16 protein-coding genes and 1 riboswitch are annotated in these 15,560 nt (G+C 72.7%); of the genes, 6 read left to right on the forward strand and 10 right to left on the reverse strand.

Annotation, left to right across the window (positions count from 1 at the left end; all coding sequences use genetic code 11):
* The first annotated feature begins 154 nt into the window (after nucleotides 1-154).
* A complete protein-coding gene (locus ACIA8Q_RS07705; RefSeq protein ID WP_396316892.1) occupies nucleotides 155-1,108 on the forward strand; it encodes an IS481 family transposase in 954 nt (317 codons plus the stop codon).
* Here the strand turns inward: ACIA8Q_RS07705 and ACIA8Q_RS07710 are convergent.
* Entirely contained in the window at nucleotides 1,105-1,356 is a 252-nt protein-coding gene (locus ACIA8Q_RS07710) for a hypothetical protein (protein WP_360212634.1), read from the reverse strand. The genes ACIA8Q_RS07705 and ACIA8Q_RS07710 overlap by 4 nt on opposite strands.
* Before the next feature lie 101 nt (nucleotides 1,357-1,457).
* On the opposite strand from ACIA8Q_RS07710, the gene ACIA8Q_RS07715 reads away from it, so the two are divergent.
* Together ACIA8Q_RS07715 and ACIA8Q_RS07720 are read left to right on the forward strand one after the other, a co-directional pair.
* Entirely contained in the window at nucleotides 1,458-1,859 is a 402-nt protein-coding gene (locus ACIA8Q_RS07715; RefSeq protein WP_360212636.1) for a hypothetical protein, read from the forward strand.
* Between the two features lie 82 nt (nucleotides 1,860-1,941).
* On the forward strand, nucleotides 1,942-3,579 hold the full coding sequence (locus tag ACIA8Q_RS07720) for a DNA repair helicase XPB (RefSeq protein ID WP_360212638.1): 1,638 nt from the start codon (nucleotides 1,942-1,944) through the stop codon (nucleotides 3,577-3,579).
* A 26-nt stretch (nucleotides 3,580-3,605) separates the two neighbouring features.
* Here the strand turns inward: ACIA8Q_RS07720 and ACIA8Q_RS07725 are convergent, their stop codons facing one another.
* The gene (locus ACIA8Q_RS07725; protein ID WP_360212640.1) at nucleotides 3,606-3,764 is read right to left on the reverse strand and encodes a hypothetical protein; all 159 of its coding nucleotides are present in this window, start codon (nucleotides 3,762-3,764) and stop codon (nucleotides 3,606-3,608) included.
* Nucleotides 3,765-4,164: 400 nt separating this feature from the next.
* Here ACIA8Q_RS07725 and ACIA8Q_RS07730 point away from each other — a divergent pair, with 400 nt between their 5' ends.
* On the forward strand, nucleotides 4,165-6,216 hold the full coding sequence (locus tag ACIA8Q_RS07730) for a HelD family protein (RefSeq protein ID WP_396316893.1): 2,052 nt from the start codon (nucleotides 4,165-4,167) through the stop codon (nucleotides 6,214-6,216).
* Between the two features lie 42 nt (nucleotides 6,217-6,258).
* Here ACIA8Q_RS07730 and ACIA8Q_RS07735 read toward each other — a convergent pair whose 3' ends face one another.
* The 3 genes from ACIA8Q_RS07735 to ACIA8Q_RS07745 form a co-directional block, all read right to left on the reverse strand.
* Nucleotides 6,259-6,945: a copper homeostasis protein CutC gene (locus ACIA8Q_RS07735; protein ID WP_360212644.1), complete on the reverse strand. Its 687-nt coding sequence runs from the start codon at nucleotides 6,943-6,945 to the stop codon at nucleotides 6,259-6,261.
* 102 nt (nucleotides 6,946-7,047) lie between these two features.
* Nucleotides 7,048-8,055, reverse strand: coding sequence for a hypothetical protein (locus ACIA8Q_RS07740; RefSeq protein ID WP_360212646.1), 1,008 nt, complete (start codon nucleotides 8,053-8,055; stop codon nucleotides 7,048-7,050).
* Nucleotides 8,052-8,438 (reverse strand): PadR family transcriptional regulator, encoded by a 387-nt coding sequence (locus ACIA8Q_RS07745; RefSeq protein WP_387900782.1) that lies wholly within the window; start codon nucleotides 8,436-8,438, stop codon nucleotides 8,052-8,054. The genes ACIA8Q_RS07740 and ACIA8Q_RS07745 overlap by 4 nt, the downstream gene beginning before the upstream one ends.
* A 64-nt stretch (nucleotides 8,439-8,502) precedes the next feature.
* On the opposite strand from ACIA8Q_RS07745, the gene ACIA8Q_RS07750 reads away from it, so the two are divergent.
* Entirely contained in the window at nucleotides 8,503-9,183 is a 681-nt protein-coding gene (locus ACIA8Q_RS07750; RefSeq protein ID WP_387900780.1) for a hypothetical protein, read from the forward strand.
* 230 nt (nucleotides 9,184-9,413) lie between these two features.
* Here the strand turns inward: ACIA8Q_RS07750 and ACIA8Q_RS07755 are convergent, their stop codons facing one another.
* From ACIA8Q_RS07755 to thrC, 5 genes are all read right to left on the reverse strand, one after another.
* Nucleotides 9,414-9,770: a hypothetical protein gene (locus ACIA8Q_RS07755; protein WP_360222922.1), complete on the reverse strand. Its 357-nt coding sequence runs from the start codon at nucleotides 9,768-9,770 to the stop codon at nucleotides 9,414-9,416.
* 107 nt (nucleotides 9,771-9,877) lie between these two features.
* Nucleotides 9,878-11,500 carry a chaperonin GroEL gene (groL, locus tag ACIA8Q_RS07760; protein ID WP_045692318.1) on the reverse strand — a complete coding sequence of 541 codons (1,623 nt, stop codon included), beginning with the start codon at nucleotides 11,498-11,500 and terminating at the stop codon, nucleotides 9,878-9,880.
* Nucleotides 11,501-11,844: 344 nt separating this feature from the next.
* Entirely contained in the window at nucleotides 11,845-12,045 is a 201-nt protein-coding gene (locus ACIA8Q_RS07765) for a cold-shock protein (protein WP_360222925.1), read from the reverse strand.
* A 550-nt stretch (nucleotides 12,046-12,595) separates the two neighbouring features.
* On the reverse strand, nucleotides 12,596-12,874 hold the full coding sequence (locus tag ACIA8Q_RS07770; RefSeq protein WP_360222928.1) for a MoaD/ThiS family protein: 279 nt from the start codon (nucleotides 12,872-12,874) through the stop codon (nucleotides 12,596-12,598).
* Between the two features lie 41 nt (nucleotides 12,875-12,915).
* Entirely contained in the window at nucleotides 12,916-14,196 is a 1,281-nt protein-coding gene (gene thrC, locus ACIA8Q_RS07775) for a threonine synthase (RefSeq protein WP_360222931.1), read from the reverse strand.
* A gap of 16 nt (nucleotides 14,197-14,212) precedes the next feature.
* Nucleotides 14,213-14,349, reverse strand: a riboswitch (SAM riboswitch).
* A 148-nt stretch (nucleotides 14,350-14,497) separates the two neighbouring features.
* Between thrC and ACIA8Q_RS07780 the strand changes: the two genes are divergently transcribed.
* Complete coding sequence (locus tag ACIA8Q_RS07780; protein ID WP_360222934.1) at nucleotides 14,498-15,523, forward strand: glucosyl-3-phosphoglycerate synthase; 1,026 nt, start codon at nucleotides 14,498-14,500, stop codon at nucleotides 15,521-15,523.
* The last annotated feature ends 37 nt before the right edge of the window (nucleotides 15,524-15,560 follow it).

Raw genomic sequence — 15,560 nt, forward strand, 5'->3', positions numbered from 1 at the left:
GGCGATCGCCTGGCGTGATCCGAAAGACACGCCCTAGTTGTTCTGACCACGGAGGTTGGTGACGGGGTTCACGGCCTGGCGATCTTGAAATGAGTGAGGGCCTTCTGGCTCGGTGTGGATTGCGACATCTGCACCGGCTCCCAGAAAGGCCCTCATGCCACACCGTAACGCACCGCTGACCGAGACCGGACGCCTGCGTCTGGCCCGCTGCGTGGTCGAGGACGGCTGGCCGCTGCGGCGGGCCGCCGAGCGCTTCCAGGTCTCGCCGACCACGGCCAAGCGCTGGGCCGACCGCTACCGCGCGCTCGGCGAGGCCGGCATGAGCGACCGCTCCAGCCGCCCGCACCACAGCCCGCGCCGGCTGCCGTCCCGCACCGAGCGGCGGATCGTCAAGGTCCGCGTCCTGCGCCGCTGGGGACCGGCCCGCATCGCCTACCTGCTGCGACTCAACCCGGCCACCGTCCACCGGGTCCTGGTCCGCTACCGCCTCGCCCGACTCGCGCACCTCGACCGCGCCACCGGACGCCCGGTGCGGCGCTACGAACGCGCCGCACCGGGCGAACTGGTCCACGTCGACATCAAGAAGCTCGGCAACATCCCCGACGGCGGCGGCCACAAGAGCCTGGGCCGCCAGGCCGGCCGCAGGACCCGCTCCGGCGCCGGATACAGCTACCTGCACAACGCCGTGGACGACCACTCCCGCCTGGCCTACAGCGAGATCCTGACCGACGAACGCAAGGAGACCGCCGCCGCGTTCTGGGCCCGGGCGAACGCGTTCTTCGCCCGGGCCGGGATCACCGTCCAGCGCGTCATGACCGACAACGGCGCCTGCTACAAGTCACACGCCTGGCGCGACGCCCTCGCCACCGAGGGCATCGCACACAAACGCACCCGCCCCTACCGACCCCAGACCAACGGCAAGGTCGAACGCTTCAACCGCACCCTGCTCGACGAATGGGCCTACGCCAGGCCCTACCGCACCGAACAGGAACGCCGAGACGCCTACCCCACCTGGCTCCACACCTACAATCACCACCGCGGACACACCGCACTCGCAGGCAAGCCACCCGCCAGCCGCATCCCCAACCTCACGGGACAGAACACCTAGTGCCCCTTCGCCTCCTTCACCTTCTCCTTGACGGCCTGGTCCGCCAGGGTGCCGATCTGCCCCTGCCCGACCGGCAGCTCCCCGCCGCTGACCACGTCCGCGAGCAGGAAGCCGGGCGCCGCCAACGGCCCGCCGGGCCCCTCCCCGATCCCCGCGAGGGCGTGCGCGGAGCCGGCGGAGGAGGCGGTGGCCGCGAGGGCCGAGCCCATCAGGGCGAGGGCGGTGAGGACACGCTTCGACTTGTTCATGACCGGCTCAACGAGCGATGCGCGGGCGGGTCACCCGGCGCGATTGCCCACCGCGCACACCCGGCGCAGGCTGGAACCGGGGGATGGCGAGAGGAGGCATCATGCTCGGCGAGCAGATAGCGGAGTTGACCACCACCGAGACCGGCCGGCGCGTCCTGGCGACCGTCGGCGGCCCCGCCGTCGAGGTCTCGATGACCGGCACGGGACAGCTGCTGGGCGTCCCGGTCCGGGAGTTCGTCACCTACGAGTCGGAACTGCGGCCGGACGGCTCGCTGTTCGGCGAGGGCCAGGGCGTCGGCATGACCGAGAAGGGCGAGACCTACAGCTGGCACGGCAACGGCATCGGCCACTTCACCGAGGGCGGCGCCGTCAGGTGGCGCGGCAGCATCTACTTCGAGAGCGGCGCCGACACCTTCCAGCGCCTCAACGACCTCGTCGGCGTCTTCGAGTTCGAGAACGACCCCACCGGCGCGGGCCGGTCCGTGCTGTACGAGTGGAAGTAGCCCGTCCCCGTTCCGCGCGGAATGCGCGACACTGGAGGGTCTGCGTCAGTCCAGCCTGTCAGCCAGTGGAGGGCACCCCCGCGTGAACGACGGACCGCTCATCGTCCAGAGCGACAAAACTCTTCTCCTGGAGATCGACCACCCCAGGGCCGCCGACTGCCGCCGTGCGATCGCGCCGTTCGCCGAGCTGGAGCGCGCGCCCGAGCACGTGCACACCTACCGGGTGACGCCGCTCGGGCTGTGGAACGCCCGCGCGGCGGGGCACGACGCCGAGCAGGTGGTGGACGCCCTGGTGACGTACTCGCGCTACCCGGTGCCGCACGCGCTGCTGGTGGACGTGGCCGACACGATGGGGCGGTACGGGCGGCTCCAGCTGCTCAAGCACCCGACGCACGGGCTGGTGCTCGCCACCACCGACCGGCCGGTGCTGGAGGAGGTGCTGCGCTCGAAGAAGATCGCCCCGCTGGTGGGGGCCCGGGTGGACCCGGACACCGTGGTGGTGCACCCGTCCGAGCGCGGCCAGATCAAGCAGGTGCTGCTCAAACTCGGCTGGCCCGCCGAGGACTTCGCCGGCTACGTGGACGGTGAGGCGCACCCGATCGACCTGGACGAGGACGGCTGGCAGCTGCGCCCGTACCAGGCGCAGGCCGTCGAGGGCTTCTGGCACGGCGGTTCGGGCGTCGTGGTGCTGCCCTGCGGCGCCGGCAAGACGCTGGTCGGCGCGGCCGCGATGGCGCACGCCAAGTCGACCACGCTGATCCTGGTGACCAACACGGTGTCGGCCCGGCAGTGGAAGCACGAGCTGGTCAAGCGCACCTCGCTCACCGAGGACGAGATCGGCGAGTACAGCGGCACGCGGAAGGAGATCCGCCCGGTCACCATCGCCACGTACCAGGTGATGACGACCAAGCGGAAGGGCGTCTACGCGCACCTGGAGCTGTTCGACGCCCGCAACTGGGGCCTGGTGGTCTACGACGAGGTGCACCTGCTGCCGGCGCCGGTGTTCAAGTTCACCGCCGACCTGCAGGCCCGCCGCAGGCTCGGCCTGACCGCGACGCTGGTGCGCGAGGACGGCCGCGAGGGCGACGTGTTCAGCCTGATCGGCCCCAAGCGCTTCGACGCGCCGTGGAAGGAGATCGAGGCGCAGGGCTACATCGCGCCCGCCGACTGCTGCGAGGTGCGGGTCACCCTGACCGACTCGGAGCGGCTGGCCTACGCGACCGCCGAGCCCGAGGAGCGGTACCGCTTCTGCGCCACCACGGCGACCAAGCGCCGGGTGGTGGAGGCGCTGGTGAAGAAGCACGAGAAGGACCAGACGCTGATCATCGGCCAGTACATCGACCAGCTGGACGAGCTCGGCGAGGTCCTGGACGCGCCGGTGATCAAGGGCGAGACCAGCAACGCCCAGCGCGAGAAGCTGTTCGACGCGTTCCGCAACAAGGAGATCGGCGTGCTGGTGGTCTCCAAGGTCGCCAACTTCTCGATCGACCTGCCGGAGGCCACGGTGGCCATCCAGGTCTCCGGGACGTTCGGCTCCCGCCAGGAGGAGGCCCAGCGGCTGGGCCGGGTGCTGCGCCCCAAGGCGGACGGCCACGCGGCGCACTTCTACTCGGTGGTCGCCCGGGACACCGTGGACCAGGACTTCGCGGCCCACCGGCAGCGCTTCCTGGCCGAGCAGGGCTACGCGTACCGCATCATCGACGCGGACGACGTGCTGTAGCCGGGGCCCCTCGGGGCCCGCGGGACTCAGTAACGGACACCGTCGCGCCCGAGGAAGACCACGCGCGCGGCGGTGTCCAGGGCGATGCCGAGGTTGCGGACGGCGGTGGCCAGCGGGTTGCGGTGCCGGCCGGGGACGGCGGTCGCGCCGGCGGGGGAGGCGGGGGTTCGGTTCGCTGTGCTCATGTGTTCCACGGTAGGCACCCGAACGGCCGAGGTCATCACTCCAAAGGCCGCATCCGCCGGGTCACGGGTCGTCCTGCGGGTGTACGGCCGCCCCCGAGACCTGCGGGGGCGGACCCCTGAGACCCGGCGGGGTCGCCCCCCGGGTACCGCCGGTCCGGGGCCCCTGGGACCCCCGGAACCTGCGGGGCTGGAACCCCGGGGCGCGCGGGTCTAAGATCGTCCGTCTGCCCCCTCCCGAACCGTGGTACCTGCTGAAGTCGCGCAGGCAGCCGGGGGAGGCGCCGACCGTCCGAAGGGCCCCTCCTTGCCCGTCGCCGGGCAAGGAGGGACGGTCGGCTGTCCCCACCGTGAGCTCCATCGATCCGCTGTGCCCGTCCGGGGCCAGCCGGGAAGGTTCGCCGTGCCCGCCACCCCCACCACCGACCCCCTCCAGCGCGAACGCGACCACCTGGCCGCGTCCCGGTCCGCGCTGCGCGCGATGCGCGAGGACGTCCAGGCACTGGACCTGCGCGACGTGACCGGCACCTGGGTGTCCGCCGTCGTCCTCCAGAACCAGATCGAGGCCCGGATCGCCGCCCTGGCCGACCTCGCGCACACCCCGCTGTTCTTCGGCCGCCTGGACTACCTGCACGCGATCAGCGAGGAGCTGAGCGAGGGCGGCGGCGGGGAGAGCTTCTACATCGGCCGCCGGCACGTCCACGACGCCGACGGCGACCCGATGGTGATCGACTGGCGCGCGCCGGTCTCCCAGCCGTTCTACCGGGCCAGCCGCACGGAGCCCCTGGACGTCGAGCGCCGCCGCCGCTTCGGCTACACCGGCGGCGAGCTCACCGCGTACGAGGACGAGCACCTGAGCGACCCGGCCGAGACGGACACGGCCTCCGCCCTGCTCGCGGCCGAGATCGAGAAGCCCCGCGTGGGCCCGATGCGCGACATCGTGGCCACCATCCAGCCGGAGCAGGACGAGATCGTCCGCTCGGACGTCACGGGGACCATCTGCGTCCAGGGCGCCCCGGGCACCGGGAAGACGGCCGTCGGCCTGCACCGCGTCGCGTTCCTGCTGTACGCGCACCGCGAGCGGCTGGCCCGCACCGGCACGCTGGTGATCGGGCCGAACAACGCGTTCCTCTCCTACATCGAGCAGGTGCTGCCGGCGCTGGGCGAGCTGGACGTCGCCCAGGCCACCGTGCAGCAGCTGGTCGGGCACGTCGAGGTCCGGGGCGAGGACACCCCGGAGGCGGCCCGGCTCAAGGGCGACGCGCGGCTGGCCGAGGTGCTGCGCCGGGCGGTGCGGGCCGGGATCACGCTGCCCACCGAGCCCTGCGTGGTGGTCCGCGGCTCCCGCCGCTGGCGCGTCCCGGCGTACGAACTCGTGGAGATCATCGAGGAGTTGAAGGGCCGCGAGATCCGCTACGGCGCCGCCAGGGACGCCCTGCCGCAGCGGATCGCGCACGCGGTGCTGCTGAAGATGGAGCAGGGCGGCGAGGCGCCGGACGACCGGGTGCAGGACGCGGTGGCCCGCAACGTCGCGGTCAAGGCGGTGGTGAAGGAGTGCTGGCCGGCGGTCGACCCGGCCAAGCTGGTGCTGCGGCTGCTCTCCGAGCCGGCGTTCCTGGCCGAGTGCGCGGAGGGCCTGCTGACCCCCGAGGAGCAGCTGGCGGTGCTCTGGCCCAAGCCGGGCCGCTCGGTGCGGACCGCCCGCTGGACGCCGGCCGACGCCGTCCTGGTCGACGAGGCGACGGACCTGGTGCAGCGCACGCCCTCGCTCGGCCACGTGGTGCTGGACGAGGCGCAGGACCTCTCCCCGATGCAGTACCGCGCGGTCGGCCGCCGCTGCACCACCGGCTCGGCGACCGTCCTCGGCGACCTCGCCCAGGGCACCACCCCGTGGGCGACGGCGAGCTGGCCGGACGCGCTGCGCCACCTGGGCAAGCCGGACGCCCACGTCGAGGAGCTGACCAAGGGCTTCCGGGTGCCCGAGGAGGTCATCGCGTACGCCTCGCGGCTGCTCCCGGCGATCGCCCCGGGGCTGGCCCCGGCGTCCTCCGTCCGCGAGGCTCCGGGCTCCCTCGTGGTGCGCCGCGTCGAGGAGGACGGCTCGACGGAGGCCGTGCTCGCGGCCTGCCGGGAGGCGCTGGAGCACGAGGGCTCGACCGGGCTGATCGCCGCCGACGCCCGGATCCCGCGGCTGGCCGAGGCGCTGACCGCGGCCGGGCTGCCGTACCTCTCCCCCGGTGAGGAGACCAGCGAGCAGGCCCGGCTGACCCTCGTGCCGGCCTCGCTCGCCAAGGGTCTGGAGTACGACTACGTGGTGCTGGACGAACCGGCCGCGGTGGTCGCCGGCGAGCCGGACGAGCGGACCGGACTGCGCCGGCTGTACGTGGCGCTGACCCGTGCCGTCTCCGGCCTGACGGTGCTGCACAGCGAGCCGCTGCCCGAGCAGCTGCGCTGACGGGGTGGGTCCGGCCCCGCCGGGGCCGACCCCGGTGCCCGCTCAGGCGTCGATCAGCGCCCGCCACTCGGCCACCTTGGCGGCGTCGACCGGCGTGTCCCAGCCGGCGACCCGTACCGCGCCGCCGACGTGGAAGGCGTCGAAGCCCTCGGCCCGCAGGCCCTTGAGGTGCTCGGCGCGCAGGCCGCCGCCGATCAGGATCCGCTGCCCGTACCCGGGCTCGCCGGCCCGGGCGGCTTCGGCCCGCAGCACCTCCCGCCCGGCGTCCACCCCGGCGGCCGCGCCGGAGGTCAGGAAGGTGTCCAGTCCGGGCAGCGAGCCGACGGCGGCCCGCAGGGCGGCCCGGTCGGCGCTGTGGTCGATCGCCCGGTGGAAGGTCCAGCGGCAACCGGCGACGGCCTCCGCGACGGCCTCGGTGGCAGCCCGGTCGACGGTGCCGTCGGCGTCGAGGAAACCGAAGACGAACTCCTCGGCTCCCTCGGCGCGCAGTGCGGCGGCCCGGGCGGCCAGCGCGTCGAGGTCGCCCGGGGCGAAGCCGTCCCTGATCCGGAGCATGACCCGCAGCGGGATGCCGACCGCGGCCCGGATCCGGGCGAAGTCCTCGACGGACGGGGTGAGCCCGTCCGCGGCCATGTCGGTGACCAGTTCGAGGCGGTCGGCGCCGCCCGACTCGGCGGCCTGGGCGTCCTGGGGCGTCAGCGCGATGACTTCGAAAATTGGTCTAGACATGCCGGACAGCCTGCCACATCGCCCGGCCCCCGGCGAGACCCGGGCGCCCTCCCTGCGACGGGACCGGGGCGCCCCCTCAAGGGGCCGCCCGGCCCCCGGTGGTCACGCCAGGCCGGGCCGCTCCTCGACCCCGTCGCCACCACCCACGCCGCCACCCTCGCCGTCACCGGGGCCGGCGCCCCGGCCACCACCACGGCCGGCCGCACGCACGGCCACCGCCACCAGCACCAGCAGGCCCGCCGCCGGCGCCACGACCGGCAGCACCTGCGAGATCCCGCGGCCCTCGCGCCAGATGTTGAACAGGCCCGCGAAGGTGGTCAGCGACAGCACCGCGACCCCGATCGCGGCCGGCACCACCCGGCCGCGCAGCACGGTGAACGTCAGCAGCAGCGGCACGAGCAGCAGCAGCACGAACCACTGGACGTCCAGCGGGAAGTTCGTGTCGTCCCAGCGCTGCAGCGCGACCAGCAGCCCTCCCCCGGCCACCGAGGCCAGCACCACGCCCCGGGTGCGCCAGTCGGGTGCGGGCAGCAGCGCGGTCGGCGCCGCCAGCAGCAGCACCGCGGCCACCGCGGCCGGCAGGGTCGCCATCCCGACGTACCCGGCCCACCAGAGGTCGAACGCCGGCCGGACGAGCGCCTGCGCCAGGACGCCCAGCCCCATGACGGCCTGCACCACCGCGATGACCCGCACCGCCGTCCAGCGCCCCAGCAGCGCCGCCACCGCGAGCAGCAGCGCGACCACCGGCGGCGCGATCGTCTGGGCGTAGGTGCCGTACGAGTGGTCCCAGGTCAGCTTCCAGGCGGCCCGGTCCGGGTCGAGCACCCACGGCACCAGCCCGGCCCCGGCCAGCGCGCCGGCGACCATCGGCGCGGCCAGCGCGAGCACCCGCCCCAGCACCGAGGAGCCGGTCAGCCCGAGCCGCACCCGCAGTCCGTACAGCGCGAGGTCGAACACCTCGCGGGCGACGGCGGAGCGGCCGGCCTCCGCCGTGGTGTCGGCGAAGACCGCGGCCATCTCCTCGCCGCGCTCCCGGCGGTAGTGCGCCGGGTAGAGCTGCAGCGCGGCCCGCAGCGCCGCCGAGGGCGCCCCCAGGATCGGTGTGGTCATGCGAAACGCCCCCTCTTCGTGGACCTCCCCGGCGACTCCGCCGGCTTCCCCTGCAGCATCGAGCGGACCGCCGAGAGCCGGCGCTCCGCCTCGGTGGCCACCGCCCGCAGCCGCTCGGCCTCGGTGGCGAGCGCGGTCCGACCGGCGGCGGTCAGGGCGTAGCTGCGCCGGGCCCGGCCGTCCACCACCTCCTCGGCCGCGACCTCGATGAGCCCCTGCTGCAGCAGGCGGTCGAGCGCGCCGTAGAGCGTGCCGGTGCGCATCGTGACCCGTCCGTCCGAGATGGCGGCGATCTCCTGGATGAGCGCGTAGCCGTGTCTGGGGGCGTCGGCGAGTGCGGTGAGCAGCAGCAGCGTGGGCTCCTGCATCGAGCGTTCAGTCATGTGACTACATATATCGTCGATCTACCTATCGGTCCAGTGCGACGGCACCGCGAGAATGGCCCCCATGCCCATCACCGAGGAACGCGCCGGGGACCACACCGACGACCGCGCGGACGCCCTGCTCGCCGACTGGACCGCGCTGCTGCACCGCTGCGCCGCGACCGAGGACCCCGAGCCGTACGGGCGGGAGCTGCTGCGCCGCTGGGCCGAACCGCAGCGCCGCTACCACACCCCCGAGCACCTGCGGGCCGTGCTGCGGCACGTCGACGAGCTCGCCGGGCACGCCGCCGACCCGGACGCCGTCCGGCTCGCGGCCTGGTTCCACGACGCCGTCTACCGGCCCGACCGCTCCGAGAACGAGGAGCGCAGCGCCGCCCTGGCGGTCCGCGCGCTCACCGCCGCCGGCCTGCCCGCCGCGCGGGTGGCCGAGGTCGAACGGCTGGTCCTGCTCACCGTCACGCACCGCCCCGAGCCGGGCGACCGCGACGGCGAGGTGCTCTGCGACGCGGACCTCGCCGTGCTCGGCGGCAGCCCCGGGGCGTACGCCGCGTACGCGGCCGCCGTCCGGGAGGAGTACGCCTTCGTCCCGGAGCCCGACTTCCGCGCCGGCCGGGCGGACGTCCTGCGCCGGCTCCTCGCGCTGCCCGCGCTCTACCGCACCCCGGCAGCCCTGGCCCGCTTCGACGCCCCGGCCCGCGCCAACCTGGCGGCCGAACTGGACCGGCTGGCGTCCGGCGGGGCCTGAGAACGGCACCCGGCCACGGCGTGTCCGACAAGACACGCCCCAGGGCGTGTCTTTCGGATCACGTCGGATCAGCGGGCGTCGTTGGGGTGCGTGCATCGGCGGCGCCGAGGAGGGAGTCCATGCGGAGCATCGGCGACTGACGAGAAGCCGGCGTGGGGGTACCCCCGGCCGAAGGCTGGGGGAGTGCGTGCCCCGGCGGCGACCGCCTGGCGTGATCCGAAAGACACGCCCTAGGCGAGTCCCCCGACCGGCGCGACCACCGCACCGTGCTTGCCGCACACCCAGTGCGGCTCCGGCCCCAGCTCGGGCTCCACGCTGAGCGCGTGCGGGTCGCCGTCGGCGGCGCAGTCGGCGCACAGCGGCCAGCGGCCGTAGGCCTCCAGCAGCGCGTCCTGGACGTCCTGGGCGACCAGCCCGAGCACGTACTCGGTGCCGTCCGGCCACTGCTCGAGCCACCAGCGGCGGTGGGTCACGGCCTGTTCCACCAGGGAGACGACGGCGGCGTCCGCCACGTCCCGCGCGGTGAGGTCGGCCAGGATCAGGGCCCGCGCGTTGTGCAGGGCGGTCTCGATGTCGTCGGAAGCCATCTGTCCATTCTCCGGTAGTGCGCCGCTGGAACGCCGTGTGGGCGGCCCCCCGAAGGGGACCGCCCACACGATCGGGATTCGACCGATCCGATCTCAGGAGATCAGGATCAGAAGTCCATGTCACCGCCCGGCATGCCGCCGCCGGCGGCCGCGGCGGCCTTCTCCGGCTTGTCGGCGATGACGGCCTCGGTGGTGAGGAACAGCGCCGCGATGGAGGCGGCGTTCTGCAGCGCGGAGCGGGTGACCTTGGCCGGGTCGATGATGCCCGCGGCGACCAGGTCGACGTACTCGTTGGTGGCGGCGTTCAGGCCGTGACCGGCGGGGAGGTTGCGCACCTTCTCCACCACGACGCCGCCCTCGAGGCCGGCGTTGGTCGCGATCTGCTTGATCGGGGCCTCGAGCGCGACCTTGACGATGTTGGCACCGGTGGCCTCGTCGCCGTCCAGCTCCAGCTTGTCGAAGGCGACACCGGCCTGCAGCAGCGCGACGCCACCACCGGCGACGATGCCCTCCTCGACGGCGGCCTTGGCGTTGCGGACGGCGTCCTCGATGCGGTGCTTGCGCTCCTTGAGCTCCACCTCGGTGGCCGCGCCGGCCTTGATGACGGCCACGCCGCCGGCCAGCTTGGCGAGGCGCTCCTGGAGCTTCTCGCGGTCGTAGTCCGAGTCGCTGTTCTCGATCTCGGCGCGGATCTGGTTCACGCGGCCCGCGACCTGCTCGCTGTCGCCGCCACCGTCGACGATGGTGGTCTCGTCCTTGGTGATGACCACCTTGCGGGCGGTGCCCAGCAGGTCGATGCCGGCGTTCTCCAGCTTGAGGCCGACCTCCTCGGAGATCACGGTGCCACCGGTGAGGATGGCGATGTCGCCGAGCATGGCCTTGCGGCGGTCGCCGAAGCCCGGGGCCTTGACGGCGACGGACTTGAAGGTGCCGCGGATCTTGTTCACGACCAGGGTCGACAGGGCCTCGCCCTCGACGTCCTCGGCGATGATGACGAGCGGCTTGCCGCTCTGCATGACCTTCTCCAGCAGCGGCAGCAGGTCCTTGACCGAGCCGATCTTGGAGTTGGCGATGAGGATGTACGGGTCCTCGAAGGTCGCCTCCATGCGCTCCAGGTCGGTCGCGAAGTAGGCGGAGATGTAGCCCTTGTCGAAGCGCATGCCCTCGGTGAGCTCGAGCTCCAGACCGAAGGTGTTGCTCTCCTCGACGGTGATGACGCCTTCCTTGCCGACCTTGTCCATGGCCTCGGCGATCAGCTCGCCGATCTGGGTGTCGGCGGCCGAGATGGAGGCGGTGGAGGCGATCTGCTCCTTGGTCTCCACGTCCTTGGCCTGGGCCAGCAGCTGGTCGGAGACGGCGGCGACGGCCTTCTCGATGCCGCGCTTCAGGGCCATCGGGTTGGCGCCGGCGGCGACGTTGCGCAGACCCTCGCGAACCAGGGCCTGGGCGAGCACGGTGGCGGTGGTGGTGCCGTCACCCGCGACGTCGTCGGTCTTCTTGGCGACCTCCTTGACGAGCTCCGCGCCGATCTTCTCGTACGGGTCCTCGAGCTCGATCTCCTTGGCGATGGAGACACCGTCGTTGGTGATCGTGGGGGCGCCCCACTTCTTCTCCAGCACGACGTTGCGGCCCTTGGGGCCGAGCGTGACCTTCACTGCGTCGGCGAGCTGGTTCATGCCACGCTCAAGGCCGCGGCGAGCTTCCTCATCAAAGGCGATGATCTTGGCCATCAGAAGTGGTCCTCCGGGACACGGTCGACTGCTCGGACCAAGGGGTGCCCGCGACGGACGGCCCTGGTGTGCGGGGGTCTTTTCCCCTACCGCTCCCGGGGGCCTCACCGACCCGGTCCGCTGTCACTCTCACGCTGTGAGTGCTAACGCCAATGATTAGCACTCCGGGTGGTCGAGTGCAAGCCCAATCGCGATCCCGCGAGCCGTCCGGCGCGATCCCGGGGGCCCCCGCAACTCCCCGCCCGGGAACGCCGACGGGCCCGCACGACGCGTGTCGTACGGGCCCGCCGAGAAGCGAGTGGTCACCAGCCGTGGGCCGCGCCGAGCTCCTGGAGCCGAAGAGGTCAGACCGAGCGGACCATGTCCGCCTGCGGGCCCTTCTGTCCCTGGGAGATCTCGAACTCGACCCGCTGGCCCTCCTCGAGGGTGCGGTAGCCGTCCATCTGGATCGCGCTGTAGTGGACGAAGACGTCCGCACCACCGTCGACCGCGATGAAGCCGTAGCCCTTCTCCGCGTTGAACCACTTGACGGTGCCCTGAGCCATTCCGAACTCCCCTAGTGCTGTGCTGGCCCTTCACGCGCCCGCAGGTCGCGGGCCCGGGTCTGGTTTGGAGGCCGGCCCGGGGAACCCCCCCTGGGCGCAGCCGTGCACGCCGCAATCCTCCGCCGGGGCGCCTGACGGCATCCTGTGAGCGGCTGACTACGTCGACCGCCGCTGAATGTATCCGGATCGACGCCCTCTGCAACAGGGTCAACTGCGGGGAATTCCGGGTGCGCACCAGGGGACACTGCGGGCGGAATCGGAATGAACTCGGCATTTGACGCCGGACATAGCGGACGAATTACTACAGATCACCGCGCGAATTCTGACATCGGCCTGACATGTTTCGCAGCGCCGGGGCCCAGCGGGTCTCAACGGCCGGACGGCGGTCCGGCGAATCGCGGGGGAGGATGAAGAGAATCCCTTTTCCCAGCCGAGCCACACTCTACTCCGACTCCACCGGGATATATTCCCGCCGAAATGCGCACGGCCGCCCACGCGCACGGAGAGCGGAATTCCGTGCGCGCGGGCGGCCGGCCCGGGCGGGTGCGGCTCAGCAGCCGCCGGCCACCGCCGGGATGATCGAGACGCCGGCCCCGTCCGCGACCTCCGTCGCCAGGCCGTCGGCGAAGCGCACGTCGTCGTCGTTCACGTAGACGTTGACGAAGCGGCGCAGCTTGCCGGTGTCGTCCAGGATGCGGGCGGAGATGCCCGCGTGGTTCTTCTCCAGGTCGGCGATGACCTCGCCGAGGGTGGCGCCCTCGGCGCTCACCTCGGCGGCGCCGCCGGTGTAGGTGCGCAGGATGGTGGGGATGCGGACGTTGACGCTCATGGCTCTCCTAGCGGGGGTGCGGCCCAGCGGGTGGGGGTGGTTCAGGCGGACGCGAGGCCGGCGTCGCGGAAGGACGCCAGGGTCGGGCGGATGACGGCGGTCATGCCGGCCCCGGCGACGGCGTCCAGGGTCTTCAGGCCGTCGCCGGTGTTGATCGCGACGGTCTCCTTGGCCGGGTCGAGCTGGCCGGTCTCCACCAGCTTCTTCAGCACGCCGACGGTGACCCCGCCCGCGGTCTCGGCGAAGATGCCCTCGGTCCGGGCCAGCAGCCGGATGGCGTCCACCACCTCGGCGTCGGTGACGTCCTCGACGGCGCCGCCGGTGCGCCGGGCGATGTCCAGCACGTACGGGCCGTCCGCCGGGTTGCCGATCGCCAGCGACTTGGCGATGGTGTCCGGCTTGACCGGCCGGATCACGTCCTGGCCGGCCTTGAACGCGGCCGACACCGGCGAGCAGCCCGCCGCCTGGGCACCGAAGACCTTGTACGGCCGGTCCTCGACCAGGCCGAGCCTGATCAGCTCCTGCAGACCCTTGTCGATCTTGGTCAGCTGGGAGCCCGAGGCGATCGGGATGACGATCTGCTCCGGCAGCCGCCAGCCGAGCTGCTCGCAGATCTCGTACGCCAGCGTCTTGGAACCCTCCCCGTAGTAGGGGCGCAGGTTGACGTTGACGAAGCCCCAGCCCTCACCGGCCGGGTCGCCGATCAGCTCCGAGCAGAAGCGGTTCACGTCGTCGTAGTTGCCCTCGATGCCGACCAGCTCGCCGCCGTACACCCCGGCCATGACGACCTTGCCCTGCTCCAGGTCGTGCGGGATGAACACGCAGGACCGGAACCCGGCCCGGGCCGCCGCCGCACCCACCGCACCGGCCAGGTTGCCGGTCGACGAGCAGGACAGCGTGGTGTAGCCGAAGGCCCGGGCGGCCTCGATGGCGCAGGCCACCACCCGGTCCTTGAAGGAGTGGGTGGGGTTGCCCGAGTCGTCCTTGACGTGCAGCGGGGCGGTGAAGCCGAGCTCGCGGCCCAGGTTGTCCGCCTTCACCAGCGGGGTCCAGCCGGGGTTCAGGTTGGGCTTCGAGGCGACGTCGGCCGGCACCGGCAGCAGCGGGGCGTAGCGCCAGATCGAGGTGGGGCCGGCCTCGATCCGCTTGCGCAGCTCCTCGGCCCGCTCGCCGCCGAACTCGTAGGCGATCTCCAGCGGGCCGAAGCACTCCAGGCAGGCGAAGCTCGGACCGAGCGGGAAGCGGGTGCCGCACTCCCGACAGGACAGGGCGGCGGCGGGGCCGAGGTCCACGGATGCGGGTGCGACGGTGTCGATAGCCATGATGGCGAGGCCTCTCTCCTCATCTTCCCCGTGGCGCGGTCGCGCCACAGGCCGGAATTGGCACCTGTCCCGCCGGGGCCTGTACGACGACAGCCGAGCGAGAAGGTTGCCGGGACGTCAACGGGCCGTTCCCTCAGTCCCTCTGGATGAGCTTGTGAAATTGTGGTGGCGCTCAACGGTGACCCCGGCGTGCAAAGGTCCGACCGCTGTACGAAGACTGTATCCGAAGGCGTCAACGCCGAACGGGACCGTCCGCCACGCGAGATGACGCGTCCCACCCGATCCCGCCGAGGAGAGTCACGTGCCCGCCGAACCGATCCCCGCGCTCCTCCCGCAGGCGGCGTCCTGGCTGCGCCGCCGCTCGTGGAGCGCGGCCGACCGGCCGGTGCGCACCCTGCTGGAGGCCAAGCGCCGCACCGGTCACACGGTCAGCGTGGTGCTCCCCGCCCTGGACGAGGAGGCCACCGTCGGCGACATCGTCCGGACCGTCCGGCGCGAGCTGATGGAGCGCGTCCCGCTGGTCGACGAGCTCGTCGTGGTCGACTCCGGCTCCACCGACGCCACCGCCGCCGTCGCGGCGGGGGCGGGCGCCCGGGTGGTGCACCGCGACGCCGTCCTGCCGCGGATCCCGGCCGTCCCCGGCAAGGGCGAGGTGCTCTGGCGCTCACTGTTGGTGACCCGCGGCGACATCGTCTGCTTCGTCGACGCCGACCTGCGCGAGTTCGACCCGGCCTTCGTCTCCGGCATCCTCGGCCCGCTGCTCACCGAACCGGACATCCAGCTGGTCAAGGCCATGTACGACCGCCCGCTGGAGGTGTCGCTCGACGGCTCGGCCACGGGCGGCGGCGCCGTCGTGCCGTCCGGCGGCGGCCGGGTCACCGAACTGGTCGCCCGCCCGCTGCTGAACCTGCACTGGCCGGAACTCGCCGGTTTCGTCCAGCCGCTGGGCGGCGAGTACGCCGCGCGCCGCTCGCTGCTCGAACGGCTCCCCTTCCCGACCGGCTACGGCGTCGAGCTCGGACTCCTGGTGGACGCACTGGAGGCGGTCGGACTGGACGCCCTCGCCCAGGTGGACGTCGGGGTCCGGCACCACCGGCACCAGGACGGCCAGGCGCTGGGCCGGATGGCCGCCACCATCTACCGCACCGCCCTGGAACGGCTCGACCGCACCCACCGGCTGAAGGCCTCCGCCGACCTGGTCCACCCGCTGCTGACCCAGTTCACCCGGGACCCGCGGACCCGGGAGTTCACCGCCCACACCCACCCGGTGACGGCTGTCGAGCGCCCCCCGATGCACACCGTGCCCGAGTACGCGACCCGGCACTGAGGGGTTTGCCGCCCCGGGGCCACGGCAACGTACCAAC

Source organism: Kitasatospora sp. NPDC051705 (assembly GCF_044453265.1).
GTDB lineage: Bacteria > Actinomycetota > Actinomycetes > Streptomycetales > Streptomycetaceae > Kitasatospora.

Bases quoted from the DNA above. Each gene is read 5' to 3' on its own strand.
- ACIA8Q_RS07705 (WP_396316892.1), top strand. From the start codon at position 155: ATGCCACACCGTAACGCACCGCTGACCGAGACCGGACGCCTGCGTCTG.
- ACIA8Q_RS07710 (WP_360212634.1), bottom strand. From the start codon at position 1,356: ATGAACAAGTCGAAGCGTGTCCTCACCGCCCTCGCCCTGATGGGCTCG.
- ACIA8Q_RS07715 (WP_360212636.1), top strand. From the start codon at position 1,458: ATGCTCGGCGAGCAGATAGCGGAGTTGACCACCACCGAGACCGGCCGG.
- ACIA8Q_RS07725 (WP_360212640.1), bottom strand. From the start codon at position 3,764: ATGAGCACAGCGAACCGAACCCCCGCCTCCCCCGCCGGCGCGACCGCC.
- ACIA8Q_RS07735 (WP_360212644.1), bottom strand. From the start codon at position 6,945: ATGTCTAGACCAATTTTCGAAGTCATCGCGCTGACGCCCCAGGACGCC.
- ACIA8Q_RS07740 (WP_360212646.1), bottom strand. From the start codon at position 8,055: ATGACCACACCGATCCTGGGGGCGCCCTCGGCGGCGCTGCGGGCCGCG.
- ACIA8Q_RS07745 (WP_387900782.1), bottom strand. From the start codon at position 8,438: ATGACTGAACGCTCGATGCAGGAGCCCACGCTGCTGCTGCTCACCGCA.
- ACIA8Q_RS07750 (WP_387900780.1), top strand. From the start codon at position 8,503: ATGCCCATCACCGAGGAACGCGCCGGGGACCACACCGACGACCGCGCG.
- ACIA8Q_RS07755 (WP_360222922.1), bottom strand. From the start codon at position 9,770: ATGGCTTCCGACGACATCGAGACCGCCCTGCACAACGCGCGGGCCCTG.
- groL (WP_045692318.1), bottom strand. From the start codon at position 11,500: ATGGCCAAGATCATCGCCTTTGATGAGGAAGCTCGCCGCGGCCTTGAG.
- ACIA8Q_RS07765 (WP_360222925.1), bottom strand. From the start codon at position 12,045: ATGGCTCAGGGCACCGTCAAGTGGTTCAACGCGGAGAAGGGCTACGGC.
- ACIA8Q_RS07770 (WP_360222928.1), bottom strand. From the start codon at position 12,874: ATGAGCGTCAACGTCCGCATCCCCACCATCCTGCGCACCTACACCGGC.
- thrC (WP_360222931.1), bottom strand. From the start codon at position 14,196: ATGGCTATCGACACCGTCGCACCCGCATCCGTGGACCTCGGCCCCGCC.